At 41.1% G+C, this 25,758-nt stretch carries 22 protein-coding genes; 9 read left to right on the forward strand and 13 right to left on the reverse strand.

All coding sequences use genetic code 11. The features are described 5' to 3' along the window. Nucleotides 1–96: 96 nt before the first annotated feature. From galU to C9J38_RS07145, 12 genes are all read right to left on the reverse strand, one after another. Nucleotides 97–969 (reverse strand): UTP--glucose-1-phosphate uridylyltransferase GalU, encoded by an 873-nt coding sequence (gene galU / locus C9J38_RS07090; RefSeq protein WP_107206487.1) that lies wholly within the window; start codon nt 967–969, stop codon nt 97–99. A gap of 136 nt (nt 970–1,105) precedes the next feature. Continuing rightward, nucleotides 1,106–1,954, reverse strand: a complete 849-nt coding sequence (locus tag C9J38_RS07095) for a glycoside hydrolase family 16 protein (RefSeq protein WP_107206488.1) — start codon at nt 1,952–1,954, stop codon at nt 1,106–1,108. 7 nt (nt 1,955–1,961) lie between these two features. Further along, nucleotides 1,962–2,888: a glycosyltransferase family 2 protein gene (locus C9J38_RS07100; protein ID WP_107206489.1), complete on the reverse strand. Its 927-nt coding sequence runs from the start codon at nt 2,886–2,888 to the stop codon at nt 1,962–1,964. 25 nt (nt 2,889–2,913) lie between these two features. Beyond that, complete coding sequence (locus tag C9J38_RS07105; RefSeq protein ID WP_107206490.1) at nt 2,914–3,825, reverse strand: glycosyltransferase; 912 nt, start codon at nt 3,823–3,825, stop codon at nt 2,914–2,916. Nucleotides 3,826–3,854: 29 nt separating this feature from the next. Further along, the gene (locus C9J38_RS07110; protein WP_107206491.1) at nt 3,855–4,787 is read right to left on the reverse strand and encodes a glycosyltransferase family 2 protein; all 933 of its coding nucleotides are present in this window, start codon (nt 4,785–4,787) and stop codon (nt 3,855–3,857) included. Then, nucleotides 4,780–5,763 carry a glycosyltransferase family 2 protein gene (locus C9J38_RS07115; RefSeq protein ID WP_107206492.1) on the reverse strand — a complete coding sequence of 328 codons (984 nt, stop codon included), beginning with the start codon at nt 5,761–5,763 and terminating at the stop codon, nt 4,780–4,782. The genes C9J38_RS07110 and C9J38_RS07115 overlap by 8 nt, the downstream gene beginning before the upstream one ends. A 38-nt stretch (nt 5,764–5,801) precedes the next feature. Continuing rightward, a complete protein-coding gene (locus C9J38_RS07120) occupies nt 5,802–7,232 on the reverse strand; it encodes an oligosaccharide flippase family protein (RefSeq protein ID WP_107206493.1) in 1,431 nt (476 codons plus the stop codon). 89 nt (nt 7,233–7,321) lie between these two features. Beyond that, nucleotides 7,322–8,278 carry an NAD(P)-dependent oxidoreductase gene (locus C9J38_RS07125; RefSeq protein ID WP_107206494.1) on the reverse strand — a complete coding sequence of 319 codons (957 nt, stop codon included), beginning with the start codon at nt 8,276–8,278 and terminating at the stop codon, nt 7,322–7,324. Further along, nucleotides 8,275–9,513, reverse strand: a complete 1,239-nt coding sequence (locus tag C9J38_RS07130; protein WP_107206495.1) for an O-antigen ligase — start codon at nt 9,511–9,513, stop codon at nt 8,275–8,277. The genes C9J38_RS07125 and C9J38_RS07130 overlap by 4 nt, the downstream gene beginning before the upstream one ends. Nucleotides 9,514–9,578: 65 nt before the next feature. Next, nucleotides 9,579–11,705, reverse strand: a complete 2,127-nt coding sequence (locus C9J38_RS07135; RefSeq protein WP_107206496.1) for a polysaccharide biosynthesis tyrosine autokinase — start codon at nt 11,703–11,705, stop codon at nt 9,579–9,581. 21 nt (nt 11,706–11,726) lie between these two features. After that, nucleotides 11,727–12,266 (reverse strand): polysaccharide biosynthesis/export family protein, encoded by a 540-nt coding sequence (locus C9J38_RS07140; protein ID WP_107206497.1) that lies wholly within the window; start codon nt 12,264–12,266, stop codon nt 11,727–11,729. Further along, on the reverse strand, nt 12,263–13,456 hold the full coding sequence (locus tag C9J38_RS07145; RefSeq protein WP_107206498.1) for an outer membrane beta-barrel protein: 1,194 nt from the start codon (nt 13,454–13,456) through the stop codon (nt 12,263–12,265). The genes C9J38_RS07140 and C9J38_RS07145 overlap by 4 nt, the downstream gene beginning before the upstream one ends. A gap of 639 nt (nt 13,457–14,095) precedes the next feature. Between C9J38_RS07145 and C9J38_RS07150 the strand changes: the two genes are divergently transcribed. Then, nucleotides 14,096–14,650, forward strand: coding sequence for a single-stranded DNA-binding protein (locus tag C9J38_RS07150; RefSeq protein WP_005371054.1), 555 nt, complete (start codon nt 14,096–14,098; stop codon nt 14,648–14,650). A 76-nt stretch (nt 14,651–14,726) separates the two neighbouring features. Here C9J38_RS07150 and C9J38_RS07155 read toward each other — a convergent pair whose 3' ends face one another. Next, the gene (locus tag C9J38_RS07155) at nt 14,727–15,599 is read right to left on the reverse strand and encodes a LysR family transcriptional regulator (protein WP_107206499.1); all 873 of its coding nucleotides are present in this window, start codon (nt 15,597–15,599) and stop codon (nt 14,727–14,729) included. A 239-nt stretch (nt 15,600–15,838) separates the two neighbouring features. Here C9J38_RS07155 and csrD point away from each other — a divergent pair, with 239 nt between their 5' ends. From csrD to C9J38_RS07195, 8 genes are all read left to right on the forward strand, one after another. Continuing rightward, entirely contained in the window at nt 15,839–17,758 is a 1,920-nt protein-coding gene (csrD, locus tag C9J38_RS07160) for an RNase E specificity factor CsrD (protein WP_107206500.1), read from the forward strand. A 169-nt stretch (nt 17,759–17,927) separates the two neighbouring features. Next, nucleotides 17,928–19,406, forward strand: coding sequence for an MSHA biogenesis protein MshI (locus C9J38_RS07165; RefSeq protein ID WP_107206501.1), 1,479 nt, complete (start codon nt 17,928–17,930; stop codon nt 19,404–19,406). After that, on the forward strand, nt 19,403–20,038 hold the full coding sequence (pilO, locus tag C9J38_RS07170) for a type 4a pilus biogenesis protein PilO (RefSeq protein ID WP_107206502.1): 636 nt from the start codon (nt 19,403–19,405) through the stop codon (nt 20,036–20,038). Before C9J38_RS07165 ends, pilO begins: the two co-directional genes overlap by 4 nt. Then, nucleotides 20,031–20,357 (forward strand): MSHA biogenesis protein MshK, encoded by a 327-nt coding sequence (locus C9J38_RS07175; RefSeq protein WP_107206503.1) that lies wholly within the window; start codon nt 20,031–20,033, stop codon nt 20,355–20,357. Before pilO ends, C9J38_RS07175 begins: the two co-directional genes overlap by 8 nt. Before the next feature lie 11 nt (nt 20,358–20,368). After that, nucleotides 20,369–22,012: a pilus (MSHA type) biogenesis protein MshL gene (mshL, locus tag C9J38_RS07180; protein WP_107206504.1), complete on the forward strand. Its 1,644-nt coding sequence runs from the start codon at nt 20,369–20,371 to the stop codon at nt 22,010–22,012. 3 nt (nt 22,013–22,015) lie between these two features. Continuing rightward, nucleotides 22,016–22,864: an ExeA family protein gene (locus C9J38_RS07185; RefSeq protein ID WP_107206505.1), complete on the forward strand. Its 849-nt coding sequence runs from the start codon at nt 22,016–22,018 to the stop codon at nt 22,862–22,864. Beyond that, nucleotides 22,861–24,030, forward strand: coding sequence for a lipopolysaccharide assembly protein LapB (locus C9J38_RS07190; RefSeq protein ID WP_107206506.1), 1,170 nt, complete (start codon nt 22,861–22,863; stop codon nt 24,028–24,030). Before C9J38_RS07185 ends, C9J38_RS07190 begins: the two co-directional genes overlap by 4 nt. 3 nt (nt 24,031–24,033) lie before the next feature. Then, on the forward strand, nt 24,034–25,746 hold the full coding sequence (locus tag C9J38_RS07195; RefSeq protein WP_107206507.1) for a GspE/PulE family protein: 1,713 nt from the start codon (nt 24,034–24,036) through the stop codon (nt 25,744–25,746). The last annotated feature ends 12 nt before the right edge of the window (nt 25,747–25,758 follow it).

Genomic DNA, 25,758 nt, shown 5'->3' on the forward strand with positions numbered 1-25,758 from the left:
CTAGTATTTCACAGCGGATCATAATGAGCAAAAAATACTGAGTAAAAACACAGTGAAATGGATAAAAAAATCCCGCGGTTAAGCGGGATTGTGTGTTTATTTCTTGCCAGTTTTCTGTTGGGCTAGCTCTTTATGTTTACCTTTTTTGTAAACATGCTCAAAACAATAGTTAGTTGCATCGATATAGCCTTCAACACTACCACAGTCAAAACGTTTACCTTTAAATTTATATGCTAATACACAGCCTGTTTGTGCTTGTTGCATTAGGGCATCGGTAATTTGGATTTCGCCACCTTTACCGGGCTCTGTTTGTTCAATAATGTCAAAGATGTCAGGAGTAAGGATGTAGCGACCAATAATTGCTAAGTTACTTGGCGCAGTGCCGGGCTCTGGTTTTTCTACCATGTTATCAACACGGAATAGATCGTCACGTAGCATTTGACCTGAAATCACGCCGTACTTGTGTGTCTCTTCTTCTGGTACTTCTTCAACCGCGACAATGGAGCAGCGAAATTGCTTATAAAGCTCAGCCATTTGCGCCAGCACGCCTTGTTGTTCTTCATCGGTTACACAAAGGTCATCGGCAAGTATCACAGCAAAGGGTTCGTTACCTACAAGCTCACGTCCTGTTAGGATCGCATGGCCTAAGCCTTTCATTTCACGCTGACGAATGTAAGTGAAGTACGCTGAATCAATAATGTCGCGAATATCAACCAATAGCTCTTCTTTGTTAGTACCACTGATTTGATGCTCAAGCTCGTAATTCTTATCAAAGTGATCCATCAAGGTGTTTTTACCACGACCTGTCACAATACAAATGCGGTTCATGCCTGCTTGGATTGCTTCATCTACGCCATATTCAATCAAGGGTTTGTTAACTACGGGCATCATTTCTTTTGGCATTGATTTGGTTGCGGGTAAAAAGCGCGTACCGTAGCCTGCGGCAGGAAAGAGACATTTTTTTATCATCGTACATCCTAGTATGTATATAAAGTTATTACGTTTTATACTGCTATATTATTAAAGACTTAATGCATATATCAGCAAATAGAGCACCTTTCTTTTTAAATGCGAAAGACTTCATTATTTGCGACTTTAAAGTTTGTTACTTCAGATCGTAGACACGAACATAATCGATTAAAAATTCCTGTGGAAAAATAGAGTTATCTATTCCTTTCTGTCCCCCCCAGCCACCACCGATAGCGAGGTTTAAAATCAGGTACATTGGCTTATCAAATGGCCAGGCTTCACCGTTACGCTGCTGGGTATGATAGAGCTTACCATCGTAGTAGAAGCGAACTTCATTACTATCCCATTCTGTTGCGTAAGTGTGGAAACCATCTTCTAATTTGTCATCTTGGATCACGCCTGGTATGGAGTTACCTAAAGTCTGGTTACGATCCGATTTATGGGTCGTAGAGTATGCAAAGTGTGGGTTGTAGCCAACATACTCCATGATGTCGATTTCACCACATGCAGGCCAGCCAACGGTTTTAATGTTGTCGCCGAGTAGCCAAATAGCAGGCCATGTGCCACGCCCTTGCGGTAGTTTTGCGCGTACTTCAACGCGTTTATGTACCCAAGAATGTTTTCCCGCGGTGGTTAAACTGGCTGAGGTGTAATAGGCGTCTTTACGTTGTTGATACCACTGAGTGCCGTTGGGATTGTAATCTGCATTTGGTACGGTTTCTTTCAGCGCTTCAATCACCAAGTTTCCATTTTCAATACGCGAGTTTTTACTGCTGGTGGTGTAGTACTGATCTTCTTGATTACGAATAAACTTTGTTTCGTATGTCCAATCTTTAGGGTTCGGACGTGTACCTGAATTGAACTCATCCGCCCATATTAAACGTTTGTGTTGTTTATCAACAACGTGAGATGAAGTGTCGTGTTGCGCGGCAAAGCTATAGCCAGAAAATAAAAGTAATGTGCTAGCAAGAAGTGTTTTTTTCATGACAAACCTATTTGTTAAGTGCTCTATTGAGACGCTTTTTTACGGGTAGCGATAATAATAATGCTGAGTGTGGATATTTAATCATGTCGATAAATGCCGAAAGATCTTTGTGCTTTAACTTGGCAACGATCTCTAAATATTTACGCGCTGTGTTCATATTTTTAGTGCGATATTGCTGAGCGTTTACCGCACTGGCATCAAAGTTAAAGCTATTAACTAATTGGGTGTCATATTTCAGCAAGGTATCGATATGTTCGATATTAATGACACGTGAGATAGACCCTTCGCGAATGGTATAAATATAGCCGCAGTAATCGACAACTTGCGCTTTTGCACCAAAAGCGAGGCAATTAGCCAAGAAATAATAGTCTTCGCCAATCTTCACTTCTGGCCAATATCGCACTTGATGTTGTTTGATAAACGCATTGCGAAACAGTGGCTTCACATAACCTGTTGAATGTACATCACTGAACATTAAATTGGTTGCAATGAGGTGGGCAAGGCTGAAGTCGCCAACAGGTAATTCAGCACGGTTATAAATCGGTGTTGTTTGTACACCATCTGCGGTTTGTTCACAGAAGTTATCAATAATGATGTCGGTATCATTCGCTGCCATTTTTAGCATGACAGAAAGGCGCTCTGGTTGCATCGCGTCATCAGAATCGACCACTGCAATCCATTCACCTTGTGCCGCTTGAAAACCAATATTTCGCGCTGCACCCGGCCCACCATTTTGTTCACTAGTGAGCACTTTTACCCGAGGGTCGGGATGTTTGCTGACAACTTCCGCGGTATTGTCGGTTGATGCGTCATCGACCACTAACACTTCAAGCTCAACGTCGGTTTGCTGCAAAACAGAATCAATGGCTTGAGTAATAAATTGAGCAGAGTTCCATGCCGCCATGACAACGGAAACTTGAATTGGATTTGCCATCTATAGAATCTCGTAATAAGTCAGATCAAGTGTAGCTTTTAACGTTGGCAAATAAGCCGTAAAAGAACCCACAGCCATGGGTAAGATCGCCTAAGGAATTGAGGATGCTACGGCTTGGCAGTAATGCATCCGGCAGTAACATCAGTGCGCCTTTTGCTAAGTAAGCGGAGCCTTTGAATAGGCAGCGAGCATAGCTTTTTGCAGGAGAGTTAATGCAAGATTCAATTTGAAACTCGGTGGCACCAATACGGAAACGACGCTTGAGCGCCCATTTCACATTAAGACGCTCTGGGCTAATAAACTCACTAATGATCGCATTTTGTACCCATAATATCTTGCCGTCATGACGACCAACTTGTTGGAACAATGCCTTATCTTCACCACCGAAAATCAGCTGGTTATTAAACGCTAATTGGTTTTGCGCAAAGAAGTGTAAATCAAGCAAAACGTTATTGGTTGCCGCCCAAGAAAGCGCAGCACCATCTGCCAGTTTACGTTCATGGTAAACCTTGGCTGCGGTATATAATGTTGCTGTGTCATCAGGATAAATTGGAAATTGTGGCCCTGTAGTCACTTGAACCTGATTATTTTGTAAGGCGACAAATAACGTTTGGATCCAGTTTGGATCGGCAATTGCGTCATCATCAACAAAAGCCAAATAATCAAAGCCTTGCTGTTGACCGAAGCGTAACCCGTTATTACGTGCGAAAGGGATACCTGCTGTAGTTTCCAATTGATGATGGATAGTAAAAGGGGTGTGCTGATACCGAGCAATCGCCTCAACTACCGCTTGATTGTGAGTTTTATTGTTTTCAACAACCAAAATATCAATGCTAAATGTATCATTGATATTTTGCTGCTGTAGGCTCTCAATACACTGGCAGAATGTCGCCATACGTGAGCCCGTAGTTAAGGTTGTGAGCAGTACTCTTTTCATAATTTAGCCACGAATAAAAACGAACAAGATCAGTGAGTGTCACCGTATTGAGTGAGGTGCTGTTTGCCTAATAAACCACTTACCACGCCGAGGTGTAGGGCAACGCGCAACTTCCAAAAATACTTTTGGCTGGTTTCTTGATTTATAAAGCGCAACGCATAGACATAACTAAATCCTGCTTTAGCGCCAGCGAGGAATGTCTGTTTTAAGCGATTGAAGGTACTCGCGTTATCGAGTAGTAACATCTTGCCGTGGGTTTGCCCACAACGAAAACGACGTTGATACAGCCAGTCATACTCGGTGCGTGCTAGTGGTACATGCTCAGAGGCTTCTGCCTGCTGAGAAAAGGCAATGGTGCCACCTTTCATCGTTAACTGACGAAAGAAAATCGAATCTTCACCGCCAGAGCAACCGTATTCCAAATCAAAGCGCAGTGGGTGCTGTCGAATAAAATCAAGGTTGATTAAGGTATTACCGGAGTTGGCGGTTTCAATCTTGCCACTTGGTGCGATGATTGGCTCTTTTACTGATTGTAAATCGAGCGCTTTCACCCATTCAGGTGCTTGCTCTGGGTAAATACTGCGTACTGGGCCTATCACCACATCTGCTTGTTCGCGTTGTGCGGTATCAAGATGGGCGCTTAGCCAGTTCTCTACCACAAATTCATCGTCATCAAGGAAGATCAAATATTGACTATGATTGAGTGCCCACTCCAAACAAGCATTACGCGCAATTGAGATATTAGAGGCTGGCGCATGGAGATAATGAATCGCTAATGGCGACTGCTTGGCGTAGTTTTCGATTAAGGCTTTTGAATTAGCGTCCACCGAGTTATCAGCGATCACGATCTGTATTTGTTTACCGTCGGGGATCGCGACCTTCGCCAAGCTATCGAGCGTGTCGGTAACTTCTTGGCGATGATATGTACATAAACCGATCGTAATTACATTAGGATCAATCATGAACAGGCTTCCTTCTGAAGGCTGGGAAGAGCAAGGCTGCACAAAAACCGAGTGACCAACCAAAGTGCATGATCATGGCTGGGATCCCTGAAAGCTTAGCACTGAGTGGGAACTGATCTGACTTACCCGTCGCGCCGACGAGTAAACAGGCGGCGATCCACAATAGAGCGGGTAGAGCAAAAATAAAATGCCACTCACTAAGCAATAACGCCATGAGTAATACAGGTACCACTGATAATGGGATCAACTGGCGCAGTTTCGGGATCGTGTGGTGCTTTATACAGTTAGCGGCACGACCTTTGCCATAGTTGTAGTATTGCTTAAATAGCGATTCTGGCGTTTTACGAGGGAAGTAAGTCATGTCCGTTTGACCCGTTAGCCAAATTTTGTAACCCGCATCGGTTAAACGCTTATCTAATTCTGCATCTTCGTTGGCGATGAAGGTTTCATCATAGCCTCCTACCGCGCGGTATGCCGATACTTTCATTAGTGCATGATGACCATGCTCAACCCACTTACCATCATTTTGTGCATTGCGGTGTGGTGAGCCACCGTTACCTAATTTGGAGTTTTGCGCGATAGCCGCTGATACTTGAAAAGGCGTGTGACCTTCGGTGTACATACTGACGACAACAGAATCCGCTTGGTGTTTTTCTGCTTCACTGAGTAAAGACGCAATGAAATCATCTGGGTACTGACCATGAGCATCAATACGAATGAAGTATTCATAATCGTCACCAAATTGATCCACCGCTAAGTTCATAGCAGCACTTTGGATCTTATCTGGGTTGTGAAGCAATACAATGTGATCATCTTTTTCAGACCAACGCTCCACGATTTCTTGCGTGCCGTCATGGCTGCCACCATCAACCACAACCAGTTTACTGTTGTCTGTTAATGATGGAGAAAAATGAGTTAAAAGATCACCAATATGATCAGCTTCGTTTAAACAAGGAATGATAATTAAACAGCTCAAAATATAACCTTTAAGTCTTAGTTAAAAAGCAGAAATCACTAGCGGAAGGTGATTTTTTTATTGGATAAATCAATCGATAAAAAGTGTCGTGAGAATAGGAGCAACAACACGATATAACAGCTTAAAAAGAGAATGGCGCTAAAGCACAAATTGAAAAACTCGTGAGTAAACGGCATTAAAGGCAGATTCATCGCAGCGAATGCAGTAATACCTAATGCGGTGTAAATAGGCCATAAACTTTTTAAATAGCGGTAAAACGAGGTGTTAATTTCACTGGTCACCAAGTAGGTCGAGGTGAAGAAATACAGTGCATTAACACCTAAGAAGCTCCACAGTACTGCATGAATATCAATGGTTGAGGCAAAGTACAATGTCGGCAGATAAATAGCCGCAATGATCATTTGTACTCTAAACCACAAGCGAGATCGGTTCGTTACGATGATCGCAGTTTTGTTGATCATGCTGTAAGAGATAAACAAAAATGCAATACAGAAAAACTGAAAATAACCTGCCGAGGTGATCCACTTTTCTGAGAACAAGAAATTGAAGATCGTCTCAGAATAGATAAAGCCATATACGAACAGTGGAGAGGTGATCGCCCCTGTAATGAATAAAGCTTGGCGGATCGCCCGTTGTAAACTTTGTTGATCGTTTTGGCTGTTGGATAAATACGGCAATGACATGTCATAAGACGTGCCAGTTAAGATATCGTTGATGATATTCGATAAGCGTTTGGCAATATTGAAAAAGCCTAAATCGTATTTACCTATGTTGCTACCAATCACAAAAGATTCAAAGTGGGTAGAAATGCTCTCAACGGTTGTGATTAGGGTGTTATATAAACCAAATTCCCACGTTTCTTTAATTAAGCTCCAGCGGAATGACCAGCCCAACATTTTACGAGTCGGAATGTAGACAGCAACCAAGTTGAAAATCGAAATAATAGTTTGTGATAACACCAGTGCCCAGATATTAAAATCAAAGTAAAGCAAACTGAGGATAGTCAAAGCTGAAACCATCGCACCTAAAATAGTGCGGTAGCCCAAGGCTTTGTATTTTTGCTCACGAACTAATATAAACGTGAGGGTATGACCTGCCGCATCAAAGGGCATTTTTATCGCCATTAAATAGAAAGCGAGATTAAATACCTGAGACTGAAAGCTAAAAAGGTTTAAGGAAATAACAAAGCAAGCGATCAGTGCAAAAGCGAATCCCGATAAACTAAGAAACGCTAAAATGGTACTAAATTCGCGCTTGCCAAACTCGTGGTATTTAACAATCGCGCTTTGCCAGCCTGAGGGCAGAAAACTTGAAATAATATAGATGATGGATAGTGCAAGGGCGACTAAACCAAAGTCTTCTGGAGCCAGTATTCTTGCCGTATAAGTAAATACAGCGAAGTTAATGATCGGCGGAAATAGCTTACTGGAAAACAGCCACAACATACCGGATATGGATGACTTAGACATAGGGATGTTCTTTGATGTTGGTATCTAAGAGAGAGGCTCTCTGGAAAGTAATACGACAAGTGAGAACACTTGCCGCATTGGCGCGGTAATTAGTCGAACTTACCGTCAGTGTCTTTAGACCAACGTGTTAACGCTGTTTGTAGGTTGCCTGGTAGTTCTATGTGGTTTTCAACTAACCAGCCAGGGTAAACATTGGTTGAGCGGATCAACTTCATCACGCGGTCAGGGTGAATACCTATGTTTAGAAAGTTCACCAATTGCAGTAATTTAGCCGCACCAAGTACCACAAATTTTGGCACCATATAGACTTTAACGTCTGGGAAGTGCTCTGCTTTAAATGCCTCTATGATTTGTTCTAGGGTATAACGATCAGGGTAAGCACCGTTAAATAATTCAAAGTTATTGTCTGTTGCACGTGCCACTTCAATGGCAAAGATCAAATCTTCCACATAGATACAGGCTTTAATGGTGTCTTTACGACCTGGGTAGACAAAGAAGCCTTTACGCATCATTGCTGCAAGGCGAGTAAAGTTGCCGCCTTCACCTGGGCCAAAGACGACAGCAGGACGAACAATAGTCAGTTGATGCTCACTATTGCGTTCAAGCCATGCTTTATGGATTTGTTCAGCTAACATTTTCGAGTAGCCATAGGCTGAGTTTGGCGTTAATGGGCTATTTTCATCTTTTTGCTCTTCACCTGGACCGTATGGCGAAATTGAACTGGTAAAGACGATTTCTTTAATATTATTACGCTCAGCAAACTGACAAACGTTATTAGCCCCTGCAATATTGGTTTCGTAATACTCGTGAGTGGGGTGCCCTGGTGTGGTGTGAATCGCAGCAAAGTTGTAAATACAGTCAATAGGCTCATCAATCACTAAGTCATTGAGGTTTCTAACGTCATGGTTTATGTAAGTAACTTCATCGTGACGCACTTTAGGCTCGCGAATATCAATCGAATAAACCTTCACCCCTTCAGCAATAAATTTCTTGATGTAATGGGAAGCAATGAAACCGGAACCACCAAAAATAGCCACTGTTTTCATGAAATATTACCTTTATTATTTAATCTTTTTGCTTTGTGAGCGCTACTTTCTAGCTCAATCCAGCAAAAACAAAACATGACATGTGCGAGGGTGAATTGGGCAAACCAGTCAACTTCAAGCACACTTCTTGATATGAAAAACACAAAGTACGCAACGGGAATGAAATCACTTTTTTGAAAGTGTCCGCAGGCAATTAAACGAATGTTATAAAGCAGTCGTGCCAGTATCAAAAGGTAGATGGTGAGGCCGACATAACCGAAATGTACTGTCCAATGGATAAACATGTTATGGAAGTTAAATCCCACCCCTGGTGGTACTAAACCAATTTTCCACACCGCATCGCCGATCGGATTTCCAATCTGGAATATAGCATCATAGCCAGCACCTAAAATGGGCGCTTGGGCAATGGCCTTATCCCCTTCAGCCCAAATTAGTGTTCGGCTGGTTAAGGTTGGATCTTTCCCGATTTCAATCATGAAGTGGTTAAATTCAGGAGTGCCAAAGATGATATAGACAAAAATGATGACACACATAGCGAGCAAATAAAGCAGATTAACGGTCGCTTTTTGTGCGCGTTGGGTGATCGCAAAATTGGAGAAATGATATAAACAAAAGCACGCAAAAATAGAGCCAAAAGACGTTACTGTCGCCCCCAGAGATTTGGCTTTTAACAGGACAGCAATAGAAAAGACGATCGACAACAGCCCGATAATCTTTTCGACTTTATTCTTAGCTAGGGTGTAAAACAAACCAAATCCCACGAAAAAACCAATCGAAGCGGTTTGTGCTAAAAAGTTCTTACTACCAAGATAACCAATTAAAACGGTTTCTCCTGTCATACCGTTCGTCTCTACCCGGTGAGAGACTAAGCTCAGCGCCATAATAATAATGACGCTGCCTGATAAGCCGACAAAGAACTGTTCTTTTTTGATGTTATAGGCAACGGCAATACCTATCACAGTTGTTAAAATAAATTGTATTGATGAGCGAAATGTCGCTTCTGGATATTGTGACCATAATACGGAAAGCAAAGCGAGTATCGGGTAGACCATCACCATCCAATTATATTGGATTCCTAATAATGTTCGGTGAAGGTGGAATATAATAACGGTGCCACCGACAAGAATAAATAATAGGGCGGCCACCGATCCTAGAAAGGTATTCCAAACCAGTGCAGAAGTGATAAGGAAAGAGGCAGTAATACCTATTGCAGTATCTTTTTTAATTTCAAGCATCGTTATTATTTAAAGCGAGCGAATAACAGAGAGTTAACCGCCCGCTAAACCTTTTTAAATAGCGGTTACATCACTTTATTGATCATAACGGCATCGATATTGATCCCATATGCACTGAACTTATGTATCGCTTGCTCTATGTCATTACGTTTGGTTTTATTCGCAGCGACAGTTAAGAGATTTACATCTGATATTTTTGCCACAATTAAGGCATCGCTACTAATAAGGCTTGCTGGTGTATCGATAATGATCTTATCAACATGCTGTTTTAATTCATCAAGTATGGCATTAAAACGCGATGATGAAAGCAGCTCTTGGGGATCGGAAACGGGCTCACCAGCGTTAATGACAAGCAAATTATCGAGGTGAGATTTCGCCATAATATCATTGATAGAAAGCGTATTATTGAGCAGCTCACTTAATCCTTTCGGTGTTGATAGTGCCGTTCCACGGTTATGAAGATCGACATGGATCAATGCCACTTTCTCTGTTTGTGCTAATGATTGTGCCAGATTAACAGCAAGTGTAGTCTTTCCTTCATTGGCTAATGCGGATGTGATCATCACGGTACGTTGATCTGGGGTTAATGCTAAATTCAATGCGGTTCTTATGTTACGGATCCCTTCAAAGAAAGCGGGTTTTTCTTTGATATTTAGCGTTTGTTCATCAATAGGACCTTTCTTTTTCGCTAGACGTTTCACAAACGGGAGATTACCTAATGAAAAGAGTGCGAAGTAACGTTCAAACTCTTCTGATGATTCAACCGTGGTATCGAAAAACTGGATAGCAAAAAGAATACAGAGTGCTAAGCCAAAGCCAACAATACCTGCAATCAAAACATTCTTTTTAATATTAGGGCCTGACGGATAAGCTTTTAGTGCGTAGTCCGTAAAGTGGGCAATAGAATCTTTGTAGTTATCTGTTGCAAGAGTTTCTTTTTGGCGATCAAGAAAAGCTTGAAGTAGCCGCTTATTGGTATCCACTTCTTGTTTAAGTGACTGATAATGTAACTTTTTAACAGCAAGTGATTGGAACTCTTCTTTTTTCTTGTTTATTTCAGCGGTGAGATCTTGTTCTTGACGTTGGTTGCTTTCAAGTTCTTTATGAATACCTTCAACTAAACGTGTCAGCATGCGATCTTTGCGCGCACGAATAGCTCTTAGTTGAGATTCTGCTTCAAGCATTTTCTCATGTTTAGGACCGTAGCGTTTTGATAGCTCTGCAACCAGATTTTCAGCATCTGTTTCCGCGTTAGTGATGTCTCGAATTTGTGGGTGATTAGAGATTTCACTGATTGAATCTATTTGGTTGTAACTAAGATGACGATTACCTCTTAGTGTGGTGTAAAGGGACTCTGTTTGTAAGCGTTTATCAGTTACTGCCGCTAACCGATTGGTTAAGTTAATCAATTCACTATTAGCAAGTTCATCAACCGCAATCGTATTAACCAATTTCTCTTTGGCTAAGTAGTCAGTGAGTTTTTTCTCTGAAGTATTAAGTTGCGCTTTTAATTCGGTTAAGCGTGAGGTTAACCAGTCAGAGGCTTTTTTATTTGTCTCTTCATTAATATCGACATAATAATTGATGTAAGCCTGACCTACAGCATTAGCAATATTGGCTGCTAAAGTTGGATCTTTAGAGGTGTACGTCACCATTACTAATTGGGTTTTAGCAACAGGCGTGATCAATAAGTTTTTAGCAAAAATCTGCAATGCTTTTAATTGTTCTGGTGTGGTGTGAGTCAAACTATCATTGACACTTACACTGCCATCAGAAGGCTGTTTTAAATCAATCAGCCATTGTTTAATTCTGGCTTTTATTGAACCGTGTTGTGATGCATCCGTCCCCATAAACGCAGCATTATTCGTGAGATCTAAATTCGAGATCACTTTTGCGGCAATCACATTGGAACGCAATAATGCATATTGTGTGGCATAAAATTCTTTTTGCGTAGGATCGTAATTGGGCAAAGTTTGCAATGAAATCGGTTTTAGTGGTGTTGCATCAATCATTAATGTTGATGTTGCTGAATAAGAGTTCGTTGCTAATGGAGACTTCAAAAAAACGACAGTACAGAAAACCACGGTCAGTAACACAATCCACTGCCAATTATTTTTGATGCGATTAAAATATTTAGAGAAATTAATCGTTTCGTCTTTTACAACCAACTCTTCTGGTGATTTAAATAACATATTAATTTAACTCTATAAAAATTAGAAAAAGCTTTGTCCAACGACAATGATATCGCCAGGTTGAATTTCCATATTGACACTGGCATCGTCAGTTTTTAATTTGTTGTCAGCATCTTTAATGGTGATGTCATCCGTGTCAGCGCGATCGGTAAAACCGCCAGCAAGTGCAACGGCTTTTTCTACACTCAGATTCGGTTGATACTCGTAACCACCAGGTCTTCTTACTTCACCTCCCACGTAAATTTGTTTGAAGTTCAGCAGATTTACCATCACTTGAGGATTAAGAAGGTAGTCACCTTTTAATCCTTTTGTGATTTCATTTTTAACTTGCGATAAGGTACGACCTTTTAATGTGATAGCGCCAAGGTAAGGGTAATTAATTTGGCCACTGTCAGGAATCAGGATTTCATCAAACGATAAATTGTCTTCGCCATAGACTTTTATTTGGATCTTATCACCGGGGGACAGTTGGTAATGTGTTGTATCAATTTGTGCCGCATAAACATGGGGAACAAAGGCAAATAAAAACAAGCATAAGTACGCTTTTAATTTATTTTTCATAGCGAATCCAATTTAAAATTAGCAGAAAAGTAGACAATATTTTGGTCGTAATCATTGATAGGGACGGTCGAGCGATTGCTTTCTTTTGTCCATCCAGTAACAAAGGTTAAATAATTTCTAAAGACATACCCGATAGAGGTTTCATAGCCTGTGGTTTTATCGGTTCGAAGACCACTGGTATATTCGTCGGTTAAATAGTTTGCCTTAACTTCGCTGTACAGTCGGTTAAGCCAAAAGTGTTTCCATGAAAAATCGTAATACGTTTCTTTGCGATAATCGTTTTTGGCATCAGGGTCGAGAATTTCTCGTTTTGTCTCTAACCGAAATGTTGAACGTTTTACTGGTGACCAAGCGAAATCACCTCGCCATGTTAAGCCACTAAACGTTGGACGATCGGCTTGAGCAAAGCTTTTATTTTGCCAGCCAAGCATCAGTGAACCGTTGGTATCTTTATTGATGCCTAATTTCGATCCCAAAAAGAAATAGCTCGTATTGTTATCAAGAGTGCTACCTTCAAATCGATTATAGAGATAAGTACGATCTTGATTTTCTATTCGGATAAAAAACGCACTCACATCGGAAGGGCGGTAAGTAAATTGACCTTCCAGTAATAGATCATTGAAGTCATCAAAACGAGTCGAAGATAAATCACTAGGCGCCGGTAAGTATCGGTAGTTCTTAAAACGCTTAGTGTTAAAACCAGCACCAAACTCTAATCGCCCTCGTGCCCATTGTGCCCCATATATGTAATCAAGCATGCCGTGCTGCGCATCGTATTTAACCGGTTCAGTTACATAGGGAAGAAGATCATCGCGAATGTCGGAACGGCCGTCATGTGATTGTATATATTGATATTTGAACTTTATTTTATTACGCATTGTAAAATGCTGCTCAATATCTAATTCTAAGTTTTGATCAATAAAATTATCTTGTTCACTGTTTAAGAACGTTGCTTTCTTAGCATAGTAGGTAAGATCATAAGTATTGGTACTTTTCTCACCATTAATAATAAATCCGGGCGTTAGCTCTATAACAGGAGACGAAATAGGATTTTTGGCTACTTGGGTAATATTATCGTTAATTAAATATTTACTGAAGATAAAAGGACTTACTTTTACATGTAAAGGGTTAGCCCATACAGAAAAAGTCATACAGCTTGATAATAATAGAAGTACTATTTTTAAACGCATGTCTTTTTTGTGTTCTCTAAATTAGATACTAAAAATGAATAAGCCTACGACTCTGAGGCGTGTGTTATATGATAGGTTTCGATTATTTTTTTACGCTACCGCCCTTAGGTTAAAGCTCCCAAAGTGCTTGTGGTGTTAACGCTAGAGTGACATTTTGTTGTCTTTTCTTTGAAATTAGCTTTAAAACGTCAGAAAAAGGTATCACATTAACTATTTCTGACACTTTACTTGGTGTTTGTTACATCTAAGTTATGGCATTAAAAGTAAGTCAATGGTAGCTGCAAAATCATAGGGTTACAATTTTATAATTTTCAATAGTGGTAGTTTGTCCTGATATCACAATGAGTGATGATTTAGCTATCCTTGATTTGTACTACTATTGTTTTATCTCGATATAGGATAACGCGATAATTTGTGAAAGTGTCAGAAAATTGACATATTTGAATAGCACAACATTTTGCGCCAGTTGAGGTAAAGATATTTAGCTGATATCCGCTGAAATTGTGATTGCCGTTTTTATTGCGTTGTACTTGGACTATGTAAAAATTCTACTAGCGTGATAAACTGCGCGATTGAGTATAAACTTTCAATAAGCGGCTATTAGAAACCAATAGTACGCTATCAGATTTGGAGTGAACTATGGCCAGTCGTGGCGTAAATAAGGTTATCTTAGTCGGTAACTTAGGAAATGATCCTGAAGTTCGTTACATGCCAAATGGCGGTGCAGTAGCAAATATTACTATTGCGACATCAGAATCATGGCGTGATAAAAATACTGGCGAGCAGCGTGAAAAAACCGAATGGCACCGCGTTGCTTTATACGGTAAGTTAGCAGAAGTTGCTGGTGAATACTTACGTAAAGGTTCACAAGTGTACATTGAAGGCCAATTACAGACGCGTAAATGGCAGAACCAGCAAGGTCAAGATCAGTACACAACAGAAGTGGTTGTTCAAGGCTTTAACGGTACTATGCAAATGCTTGGTGGTCGTCAAAACCAAGGCGGCCAAGCGCAAATGGGGGGCCAACAGCAAAACAATAATTGGGGTCAGCCTCAGCAGCCGGCTTCAGCACCTGCTCCTCAGCAGAACTATGCGCCGCAGCAGCAATCAGCACCACAGCAGCAGGCTCCTCAACAGCCTCAGCAGCAGTACAATGAGCCACCAATGGATTTTGACGACGATATCCCATTCTAAATCCTGTATAAAATAATCATTGAATATTAAGAAGCAGCGTTTAACGCTGCTTTTTTTATATCTTGATAATGATAAGTCAGGCGCTTTTTTTTATAAAATCAATAAAACATTTCGTTTTAGTGTGTTGATAGTTCAACTTTAGGTAGTAGGCAAATGTCGTCTGTTGGGGCAGTTGTAAATGCGTTAAAACAGGGATCAGTAAACCATGGGCTAACTCTCGTTGTACGTTTTGTGGTGAGATTAATATTAGCCCCATATGTTCGACGGCACTTGCGATTAAAATTTCTGGATTTGAGGTAGTGAAATTACCTTGTAAGCGTAGCGTTAACCCATTATCGAAGGCATATTCATGGGCGTGATTATGCTGATTTAGTAGTAAGCAATTATGTTGTGCCAGTTGCTCTGGTGACTCAATAGGATCATATTGCTCTAAATAAGACGGAGAGGCGTAAAATCTCGCATTATCTGAAAATAGGGGGGTGGCGATATAACTGGCAGAATTAAAATTATCGATTTCACTACAAATAATAATGTCGAGATTTAAATCAGGTAATTGTCCTGGCGTGATGGTGTGAAGCGTAATATTGATATTGGGGTATCGCTGACAAAACGCGGCAATAATATTGATCAAAAAATGACTTCCCGTACTTAATGGGGCGCCAACATGTAATGTGCCACTCATCTTTTCATTAGTTGCCGTCGTTTCGGTGATCAGCTGTTGCCAATGTTCTAATAACGTTTGACTTCGCTGAAAAAAAACATCTCCGGCATCAGTAAGTGATAAATGGCGGGTTGTACGTTTTAATAAAGGAACCCCAAGCTGTTGTTCAAGCCAAGACAAACGTTTTGATAAGGCTGAGTTTGATATATCAAGATACTTCGCGGCTTGAGAAAGCGATCCTTGATGAATGACAGCGACAAAGCTTTTAGTGCAGGTGATCCAGTCCATGGTGATAACCTTTCCTTGTTTCTTTCACGCATAATATGAGATTGATTGTTTCATTATGCGACACATTGTGTTTTGCTCAATGTAACGTATCGCGTTAAATGAAAATAGCGCGTGACGGAATGATATTGTGGATATATTAACCTTAAAATGAAAAACACTTCATAATGGTGCTCTACTATATAAGTTGTAGCTGATAATAGTAAATTGATTTGAATAATAGTGTGTAGAGTTAGGATGTTATGAGAAAAGCCTCAGGGATGAAGTTAACTAATCGGTTAGTTGCTTTTGTTACAATGATTGTTATTTGCGCCATCTTCGTTATTTTCATCGGAGGTGCACTGAGTTTTCGTAAGCTTGGTCAGGATTACTTAACCCATTATTTAAACGGTGTTGTTCAAGTTATTGATCAAGAGCTTGCTGATCCTCAAGGTGGCGCATCATTATCTCGTTGGCTACCTAAGCTTTTAAAATCCAGTAATGTCATGGGGTTAACGGTAACGAGTCCACATGGCGTGGTGTACGCCTATAAAAGTATGGAGTCGATTACTGATCCTAATATTCTCTATGACAGTGAATATCAACTTCAACTAAACCCTCAGTACAAAGTGACAATTGAATCTATTCCACCTTATGCTGAGTCTACGTATTCACTCGGCGCGATGTCATTTATTAGTCTCGCTATCGGCATTGTTATTTTTGGTTTAGTACAAGGGGTACGTTGGTTAAAGCTTCAATTACGTGGCTCTGAATTATTAGAAACGCGAGGAAGAATGATTTTAGCCGGAAAGGTTGATGATTATGCGGTGGGTGATGATCATGAATGGCCTGGCACGGCAAGTTTAGCCATGGATCAATTAATAAAAGAACTGAAAGATGCCCGCCAAGGGCGTAGCCGCTTTGATACCTTTATTCGTACCCATACTTTCCTTGATCAACTCACAGGTGCTGCGAATCGTATCCTATTTGATAGTCGCTTAAAGTCCATGCTGCAAGAGCCTGATAATCAAGGCTCGGTTATCTTGTTACGCTTGGCTGATTGGGATGACGTGGTCTCTGAAGAAGGGAAGTTAATTGCTGATGAATTTATCCAAGATGTCAGTATTATTCTGTCTAATTTTATTCAGCGCTTCCCTGACACCATGTTATCGCGTTACTACGATGCTGAATTTGCAATTTTGATCCCACAACAATCAGCGAAAGAAATTAAACTCTTTATTAATCAACTATTGAATGCGCTCGAACGTTTGTCTCCGCCATTATCAATGGAACGAGACAACTGGTGCCATATTGGCGTGACGGACTTCGAAGGTGGGGAGCGGCGAGGTCGTATTATGGATGAAGCTGATATCGCATTACGTAGCTCGCAATTACAAGGCTCAAACAGTTGGAATCGTTTTACCAAGGAAAGCCATTATGAAGATGATCGAGGCAGTGTGCGTTGGCGAACGTTGTTTGATCGGATTTTAACCCATGGTGGTCCTTTGTTGTATCAGCAGCCTATCTTTAATGCCGAGAATAACATTGTGATCAGTCGAGAAATACTTGCACGTATTCAAGATGAGCATAGAAAATTGATCAAAGCGTCATTCTTCATGCCTATTGTAAATCAAGTTGGATTCAATCAACGTTTTGATCGCGCTGTCATTAATCAGATATTCACGTTATTAAAAAGAGAATTAACACCAGAAGTTTACTCAATAAATATTAGTGCTTATTCATTATTAGATAAATCTTTTACGAAATGGTTATTCAATGAATTATTACAATTGCCACGACCATTACTGAGTCATGTGATATTTGAAATATCTGAAAGTCAATTAGTCAAAAACCTTGATGCCTTACGTCCGGTATTAAAAAAATTAGTAGGGCTTGGATGTAAACTAGCTGTTGATCAAGCTGGACGTACGATTGTAAGTACACACTACGTTAAAGAGGTAAAAGTTAATTACCTTAAATTGCACCGAGGACTTGTGAGAGATATTAATAAACGACAAGAGAACCAGCTTTTTGTAAGAAGTATGCTAGGTGCTTGTGATGACTCAAATGTTCAAATTATTGCTGTTGGTGTTGAAACCGATAAAGAATGGGAAATATTAAAACAATTGGGTGTTTCTGCAGGTCAAGGTCGTCTATTTGCCAAAGAAGATGTGATTTTATAAAAAATAACCATTTGTTTTATTTTAATAAATTCAATGTTTTTTAAACAGTATTAATTAAGTGATGTTTATCAATAATTTTATCGTATATCATTGGGGCGGTAATTAACTGCTGCTAACCTTATCAATAAAAAAGCATCATACAGGATGTATAGCCTTTTTCTGGTCGATTATGAAATACGTATTCTCTAAGCTTTTTCAGCGAGCGAGTTTTCAACCCTCTGCTGCTTTGGTTTTCTATACCGACACGGTTGTCCTTGTCCAAGCGAAAACTGAACATTTTATTGTTGATCGTATGGGGGTCTCTAATGTTTCTGATTGGAGCGATGCTGCACGCAACTTAATTACACAATACCAACTCTCAGGTACCGATTTAAAATTAGTACTAGGGCATGGTTTATATCAAAGTTTAGTGATTGATAAACCAGAAGTGAGTATTGATGAACTGTCAACCGCACTGCCTTTTTTAGTCAAAGATTTAGTCAATGAGTCGCCGTCTGAATTAGTCGCTGATGGTTTTCCTGCCACAGCTAAAGATCGTTTACAGGTTTTTGTCGCATCAAAACAACTGATCACTCAGGTTGTCTTAGCGTGTCATGATTGTGGTTGCCGTGTCTCGGATATCACAACAGAAGACATTGCATGGAGTCGCTTTTCTGATCCTAATCGTAGTCAACTTATTCTCCATGCTGATGTTGATGGTAATCTGCAGTTAACTGCATTTAATGAACAAATGCTGTGTTTTCAACGTCAATTACGTGGTTTTACTTTACCGTTATTTGATCGCCAAGCGCTGGATGGTGGTAGTTTTCAGCTGGATAATTTAGCGCTTGAATTACAACGTTCATTAGATTTCATTAGTGCGCAGTTACGTAATAATCCAATTAGTCAGCTGATCATCAGTTGTGATAACGAAGATAATCAAGCTTTAGCAGAAGAATTAAATAAACGTCTAAATATCAATGTAGAGGCGATTCAAGAGGTTGATCCTTTACTTGATACTAATGCTGCGCGTTTAGGCTGGGCGGCATTACAGCGGCCTAAAAACGCGATAATCAATCTATATTCTGACAATTTACTGCCAACTAAGCAGTGGATGACACTCACCAATATCGTTGCCAGTTGGGTGGCACTTATTGCCATTTTCGCGATGTGGGCGGGTTGGAATGCATGGCAGAACACGATTGAGCAAAAAAAATTAGCGCAACAAACATCCTTATTAAGTGCTGAACAACAAAAACTTGATCATGCCAGAGTACAAGTTGCCGCATTGCTGTCAGATCCTTTAAAAGAGAATCACGCTCATGAGCTTGAAAAAGAAATCGCGGCAAAGCGTGCCACCCTTAAAGTCATTGAAGAGCATGATGATAGTTTAAAGGTTGGCTATGCGGGATTGTTACAGCAGTTAGCTGATGCGGCGAGTAGCGATATCTCGGTTCAACAGATTTATGTCTCAGGCACTTCAATGGATTTAAGTGGATTAGCACGTAACCCTGATGCTGTGCCTCGCTGGGTAGGAGCATTTAAAACTTATCCATCATTAGCTGAACGTCGTTTCCAAATGATGTCATTGGGTCGTAATGATAAAAATGTCGTGACCTTTCAGTTACAAGCTGAGCGTAAAAGCATCATTAAGGGGGGCGAACAATGATCAAGTGGGATGAGCTAAGTCAGCGTTTTGCTGCTTTGTCGGTGCGTGAGCAATGGTTAATTGCTATCACAGGTTGGTTTGGCATCTTGTTTATTGGCTATATGCTAATTATTGAGCCACAAATGGTGACCTTACAGACGGTTAAAACAGCATTGGTGGATACCAAGAATGATGTGATCACCGCACAAAATCAATTGATTGTTGCAAATAGAAAATTACAGCAAGATCCGGATAAAGCGATTAACCAAAAATTGGCACAATATCAGCAAGAAGATAAAGCCTTACAACAAGCGCTAGAAGCAAAAATTGGTAGTTTGATCACGCCGGTTCAAATGGCTGGCTTGCTAGAGCAAGTTCTACGTCATAGCTCGGCATTAAAATTAGAGTCAATGACGTCATTACCGTCATCCCAACTAGTGAGTGGTGATCAACAGGGGTACTTTGTTCACCCCATTCGCTTAACGTTTAAAGGGCGTTACTTTGATGTGGTGAATTACTTAAATAAATTGGAAGCATTACCGGTTAAATATTACTGGCGAAGCCTGAGCTATCAGGTTGATAAGTATCCATGGGCAAAGGTGGAACTGGAAGTGTATACCTTAGGTGAGAGTAAGGACTTTATTGGTGGATAAGAAAATGACATGGATGGCAGCTTTACTTTTAAGTTTATGCGCCTTCGGTGCTTATGCTGCTCAAGATCCTACTGCACCATTAGGTTGGGTGGCGAGTAAAGCCAAAACGAGCCAAGCACAGGCACGATTGCCACAGTTACAAAGTATTATTTGTGATGGTCAGCAGTGCTCGGTGATTTTAAGTGGTCAAGTGGTCAGCATTGGCGAACGCGTCAATGGTTACACTCTGACAAATGTTTCTGAAAGTAGTGTTACTTTAAGTCGTAGTGGCAAAAAGTGGCATTTGGCGTTATTTGCTGAAAATATACGAACGAATTAAGGTTAAATATTATGCGTCGAATTCTTCTAGGGATCACCATTGCATCCTTAGCGGGCTGTTCAACTAATATGGGGCATCAAAACCCTGTTGAAGTGAAGAAGGCCTTAAATGAAGCTGCGAATGAAGCGAGTAGCCGTCCGTTAATGGAGCTACCGTCTGCGGTCAATGCTGATCTTATGCCATCACTTGATAGCAATATTAACCCTGCTAATTCTTCGTTAGAAAAGCGTTTTCGTGTTAATGCTAAAAATGTTGAAGCCAATGCATTTTTTACCAGTTTAGTAAAAGGCACGCCATTTAATATCGTCATTCATCCTGGTGTTACTGGCCGTATTACGATGAAATTAAATGATGTCACTCTCGATGAAGTGCTAAATGTCGTGTCTGATATTTACGGTTATAGTACGACGCGTAAAGGGAATATTATTCAGGTTTTCCCTGCAACGCTACGGACTGAAGTGATCCCCGTTGATTATTTACAATTACAGCGTAAAGGTAAGTCATTAACCTCTATTACCTCCGGTTCTATTAGTGATGGCGATAATAATTCATCATCAGGTGATGATAATAGTAGTAGCTCATCATCAAGTGGTGGTAATACCACAACGGGCGGCACAACGATTGAAACGACCTCGGACAGTGATTTTTGGACACAGTTAGAGAAAGTCGTGAGTGGCATGATTGGCTCTGGTGATGGTCGAAATGTCATGGTATCACCGCAAGCGGGTCTTATTTCGGTTCGCGCCTTCCCTAATGAATTACGTGAAGTTAAAGAGTTCTTGGGCATGTCTCAACGTCGTCTAAAGCGTCAAGTCGTGCTTGAGGCGAAAATCATGGAGGTGACACTTGATGATAGTTACCAACAAGGTATTGATTGGAATAACTTAACGCGCAGCATTGGTGGTACAAATATTGTTGTGAATGGTGTTGAAAATGCAGCAGATATTGTTGCTGGTGCACTACCCGGTGGTAATGCCATCTCAGAACTTTTAGGTGGTCAAACTAACGTTACTATTTCAGATGGTAACTTTAGTGCGGTGATGAGCTTCTTATCAACTCAAGGGGATTTGAATGTACTTTCTAGCCCGCGAGTGACAGCTGCAAATAACCAAAAAGCGGTGATCAAAGTCGGTGGTGATGAATACTTTGTGACAGACGTTTCAAGCAGCAACGTCTCAGGTGATAACAATAATGTTTCGCCAGATGTCTCATTAACCCCGTTTTTCTCTGGTATTTCGTTAGACGTAACGCCACAGATTGACGACCAAGGTGGCGTTTTATTACATGTTCACCCAGCGGTTGTTGATGTGCAGAATGAACAGAAAACGATTGAAGTCGGTACTGAAAAACCTATGGTATTACCGTTGGCAAAAAGTACTATTCGCGAATCTGATTCAATCATCCACGCCCGAACAGGTGATGTTGTGGTGATTGGTGGTTTAATGAAATCAAGCATTAATGATCAAGTCTCGAAGGTTCCTCTGCTTGGTGATATTCCTGGGATTGGTAATTTATTCCGTCATATCAATAAAGTGAAAAAGAAAACTGAATTGGTGATCTTACTTAAACCGACAGTTGTGACTGACAATACTTGGAAACAAGAAATTGAACGCTCTCGATCACTGATTAATGAATGGTTCCCTGAAGAAGGGTAATTCATGTATCTCGAACACTTTGGTTTTAGTCAGCAGCCTTTTTCTTTAACACCGAATACCTCTCTTTTCCATGCGCTGCCATCACATATTGAAGCGATTCAAACCGTGTTGGCAGCACTACAAATGGGCGAAGGGATCACACAGGTATCAGGAGAGGTAGGAACGGGTAAAACCTTAGTGTGTCGTATGTTGATGACCCAATTGCCAACTCATTTTGATCTTGCTTACCTACCGACGCCAGCCTGTAGTGGAATAGAATTAAAGCGTTCATTGGCAAAAGAATTAAGCCTACTACCCAATAGTGACCATGCTTTACTGACAGAGCAAATTCAGGATGAATTAATCACTCGCCGATTGAATGGTCAATCGGTGGTAGTGTTACTCGATGAAGCACAAGCGTTGTCAGATGATGCGTTAGAAGCGATTCGTTTATTCGGTAATTTAGAAACTGAACAAGAAAAGCTACTACATATCGTTTTACTCGGACAGCCAGAGCTTGATCAACGATTAGCTCAGCATCAATTGCGTCAATTACGTCAACGGATCACATTTCGTGCTGTTTTACGGCCATTAACCTTGGCTGAAACCGTTGCATATATACAACACCGACTGTATCAAGCTGGCTATACTGACATGGTGTTTAGCTTGTCGATATGCCGCGCAATTTGGTATGCCAGTGGTGGCATACCACGATTGATCAATCAACTATGCCATAAGTCCTTACTTGCCACTTTTTGTGAGCAAAAATATATCGTTAGTAAAAAAGAAGTTCTCATGGCTATTCGGGATACCCTTGGTGCAAAACAACCTAAGTGGTCATTTCCTATATTGTGGGGATGGAGTCATTCATGAGTGAATTAAATCGCCGACTTAATGAGTTGAGCCAAGTAAAACTCGCTTCTGTATCACAGCAGGGCTCTCCATTACGTGCAGCAGAAATAGCACCTATACCAACATCAGCATGGCCGAAATGGGTAACTGTTGGTTGCTGCACCATGGCATTTGTCGGTATGGCGTGGTGGTTAAATCAACCTGATAGTGTTGTTACACCAGCCATGGCACAAACAGAAATAGCCGCAGAGCCTATTGTTGATCAACCTGAAACGACGAAAGAGATTGCATCAGTTAAACCGTTATCAACCATTGCAGTGAAAACACCTGTAGCATCAGATGAAATTAAAACGGCAGTTGTTACAGAACAACCACATTCAAAGCGTATTGATAAATCAGTCACAGCTGAGCTTACGAATATGCCTGTCGCTCAAGAATCTCTTGAAAGTGAAAATGAACAAAAAGAGTTACAAAGCTCTTATGATCAAGGCTATGAAAGCGGTTATGAAAAAGCATTGGCTGCGGTTGAGCGAGAGCATAAAGTCCAGTCAAAGCCACCTGCGCCAAAACCTGTTAAAAGTGAATTATCGATTCAAACGGTTTCTTTAACGCCAAAAGAATTGGCGCAAGTTGAATACTTAAATGCAGAAAAAGCCTTAGAGCAGCAAAACAGTAAACAAGCGGTTATTAATTTAGAGTCGGCTTTAAATTATCGACCGGATTGGATCATGGCAAGGCAACGTTTGGCGGCATTGTATTATGGGCGAGGCAATGTAAGAGAAGCGATTGCGACGCTTGAAAAAGGGCTAGCAAAGCAACCGAATCAACCCCAGTTACGTTTAACACTCGCAAAATTATTGGTCAATGAAAACCAAAATCAAGCGGCATTAGCGGTGTTAAATGATAAAAGTGGCAGCATGGATTCACAGTATTTAGCTATGCGTGGCGCGTTAGCACAAAGATTAAATAACAATGTGGTAGCACTTCAAAGTTATCAACAATTAGTGCGTTTAGCGTCATTTGATGGTCGCTGGTGGATGGGATTAGCGATTGCTCAAGACCGGAGTGGTAATGCAGAAAAAGCCCGTGAGTCTTATCAAAAAGCGTTACAGCTAGGTAATATCTCAGCGTCATCACAACAATTTATTCAGCAGCGTTTAGTTGCATTAAAATCGCATAGGAGCTAGCCGATGCAAATTCGATTACGTAAACGCTTAGGCGACCTTCTGGTTGATGAAAATATCATTACGCAGCAACAACTAGAACAAGCACTGACAAAACAGCAATCAACGGGGCGTAAGCTTGGTGACACCTTAATTAATCTAGGGTTTCTTACTGAACAGCAAATGCTGCAGTTTTTGGCACGTCAGTTGGATGTGCCGCTTGTTGATTTAACACGAGTGCAAGTGGATAGCGAACATGTTGGTTTACTTTCAGAAGTAAATGCGCGTCGCTTGCGTGCGTTAGTTTTAGGTCGGCATGGTGATACGGTTCGTGTTGCGATGAGCGATCCTGCTGACTTAGCAGCGCAAGAGGCGGTGTTTGATCAGCTCAGCCAGTACCGGGTTGAACTTGTGATTGCGCCAGAGCGTCAATTGTTGGCTGCCTTTGATCGTTACTATCGCCGTACTCAAGAAATTGCGTCATTTGCAGAGCAATTAAAAGCAGAACACCAAGATCACCACACTTTCACATTCGGCATGGAAGAGGCCGACAATGAAGAAGTGACTGTTGTAAAACTGATCAATTCATTGTTTGAAGATGCAGTGCAAGTGGGCGCTTCAGATATTCACATTGAGCCTGATGCTGATGTGTTGCGTATCCGCCAACGTATTGATGGTGTGCTGCATGAAAACCTGATTGATGAGAGCAGTATTTCTTCTGCGCTAGTATTGCGTTTAAAGCTCATGAGTGGCCTCGATATTTCTGAAAAGCGTCTGCCTCAAGATGGACGCTTTAACATGATGGTACGAAACCGCTCGGTTGATGTGCGTATTTCTACTATGCCAATTCAACATGGCGAATCGGTCGTAATGCGTTTACTTGATCAGTCCGCCGGTATTTTAAGCCTTGATGAAATCGGTATGCCGGATGATATCGTGCAGCGTTTTCGTCGCCAGCTAAAACGTCCTCATGGCATGATTTTGGTCACAGGGCCAACAGGTTCAGGTAAAACTACGACGCTATATGGCGCATTAAGCGAATTAAATAAGCCGGGTAAGAAACTCATTACTGCCGAAGATCCGGTGGAATACCGTTTGCCGCGTGTTAACCAAGTTCAGGTAAACAGCAAGATTGGGCTTAATTTCTCCTCTATTCTACGCACTTTTTTACGTCAGGATCCCGATGTCATCTTAATTGGTGAGATGCGCGATCAGGAAACCGTCGAAATTGGCTTGCGTTCGGCATTAACGGGTCACCTAGTTTTATCGACACTTCATACTAACGATGCGGTAGACAGTGCACTGCGTATGATCGATATGGAAGCGCCAGGTTACTTGGTGGCGAGTGCCGTTCGTGCAGTATTAGCGCAGCGATTGGTACGCCGTATTTGTAGTGATTGTGGTGAAGATGCGGCTTTAGAGCCGGGACAAAAAGCGTGGCTAGAAACCCGTTTCCCATTCTACAACAATCATGTTTTCCGTCGTGGACGAGGATGTCATAGCTGTAACTTTACCGGTTACAAAGGTCGTATTGGTGTCTTTGAATTACTTGAGATGCGCCAAGATATGATGGATGCGTTACGTCAAAATAATGCGGTGCTATTTACCCAGCTGGCGAGAAAGAGTGAAGGCTATAAACCGCTGGTGGAATCAGCAATGGAGCTTGCTTTAGCAGGCAAGACCAGCATTGATGAGGTACTGCTTCTTGGTGAAGGTGAAGTACTGGATGTTCTTAACTAGTAGTAGAGACGA

Source organism: Photobacterium sp. GB-210 (assembly GCF_003026075.1).
Lineage (GTDB): Bacteria > Pseudomonadota > Gammaproteobacteria > Enterobacterales > Vibrionaceae > Photobacterium.

Excerpts from the sequence above, each read along its gene's own strand:
- C9J38_RS07095 (WP_107206488.1), bottom strand. The coding sequence starts at position 1,954 with ATGAAAAAAACACTTCTTGCTAGCACATTACTTTTATTTTCTGGCTAT.
- C9J38_RS07135 (WP_107206496.1), bottom strand. The coding sequence starts at position 11,705 with ATGTTATTTAAATCACCAGAAGAGTTGGTTGTAAAAGACGAAACGATT.
- C9J38_RS07150 (WP_005371054.1), top strand. The coding sequence starts at position 14,096 with ATGGCCAGTCGTGGCGTAAATAAGGTTATCTTAGTCGGTAACTTAGGA.
- pilO (WP_107206502.1), top strand. The coding sequence starts at position 19,403 with ATGATCAAGTGGGATGAGCTAAGTCAGCGTTTTGCTGCTTTGTCGGTG.
- csrD (WP_107206500.1), top strand. The coding sequence starts at position 15,839 with ATGAGAAAAGCCTCAGGGATGAAGTTAACTAATCGGTTAGTTGCTTTT.
- C9J38_RS07130 (WP_107206495.1), bottom strand. The coding sequence starts at position 9,513 with ATGCTTGAAATTAAAAAAGATACTGCAATAGGTATTACTGCCTCTTTC.
- C9J38_RS07185 (WP_107206505.1), top strand. The coding sequence starts at position 22,016 with ATGTATCTCGAACACTTTGGTTTTAGTCAGCAGCCTTTTTCTTTAACA.
- C9J38_RS07120 (WP_107206493.1), bottom strand. The coding sequence starts at position 7,232 with ATGTCTAAGTCATCCATATCCGGTATGTTGTGGCTGTTTTCCAGTAAG.
- C9J38_RS07195 (WP_107206507.1), top strand. The coding sequence starts at position 24,034 with ATGCAAATTCGATTACGTAAACGCTTAGGCGACCTTCTGGTTGATGAA.
- C9J38_RS07190 (WP_107206506.1), top strand. The coding sequence starts at position 22,861 with ATGAGTGAATTAAATCGCCGACTTAATGAGTTGAGCCAAGTAAAACTC.
- galU (WP_107206487.1), bottom strand. The coding sequence starts at position 969 with ATGATAAAAAAATGTCTCTTTCCTGCCGCAGGCTACGGTACGCGCTTT.
- C9J38_RS07125 (WP_107206494.1), bottom strand. The coding sequence starts at position 8,278 with ATGAAAACAGTGGCTATTTTTGGTGGTTCCGGTTTCATTGCTTCCCAT.
- C9J38_RS07105 (WP_107206490.1), bottom strand. The coding sequence starts at position 3,825 with ATGAAAAGAGTACTGCTCACAACCTTAACTACGGGCTCACGTATGGCG.
- C9J38_RS07110 (WP_107206491.1), bottom strand. The coding sequence starts at position 4,787 with ATGATTGATCCTAATGTAATTACGATCGGTTTATGTACATATCATCGC.
- C9J38_RS07100 (WP_107206489.1), bottom strand. The coding sequence starts at position 2,888 with ATGGCAAATCCAATTCAAGTTTCCGTTGTCATGGCGGCATGGAACTCT.
- C9J38_RS07165 (WP_107206501.1), top strand. The coding sequence starts at position 17,928 with ATGAAATACGTATTCTCTAAGCTTTTTCAGCGAGCGAGTTTTCAACCC.
- C9J38_RS07145 (WP_107206498.1), bottom strand. The coding sequence starts at position 13,456 with ATGCGTTTAAAAATAGTACTTCTATTATTATCAAGCTGTATGACTTTT.
- C9J38_RS07155 (WP_107206499.1), bottom strand. The coding sequence starts at position 15,599 with ATGGACTGGATCACCTGCACTAAAAGCTTTGTCGCTGTCATTCATCAA.
- C9J38_RS07140 (WP_107206497.1), bottom strand. The coding sequence starts at position 12,266 with ATGAAAAATAAATTAAAAGCGTACTTATGCTTGTTTTTATTTGCCTTT.
- mshL (WP_107206504.1), top strand. The coding sequence starts at position 20,369 with ATGCGTCGAATTCTTCTAGGGATCACCATTGCATCCTTAGCGGGCTGT.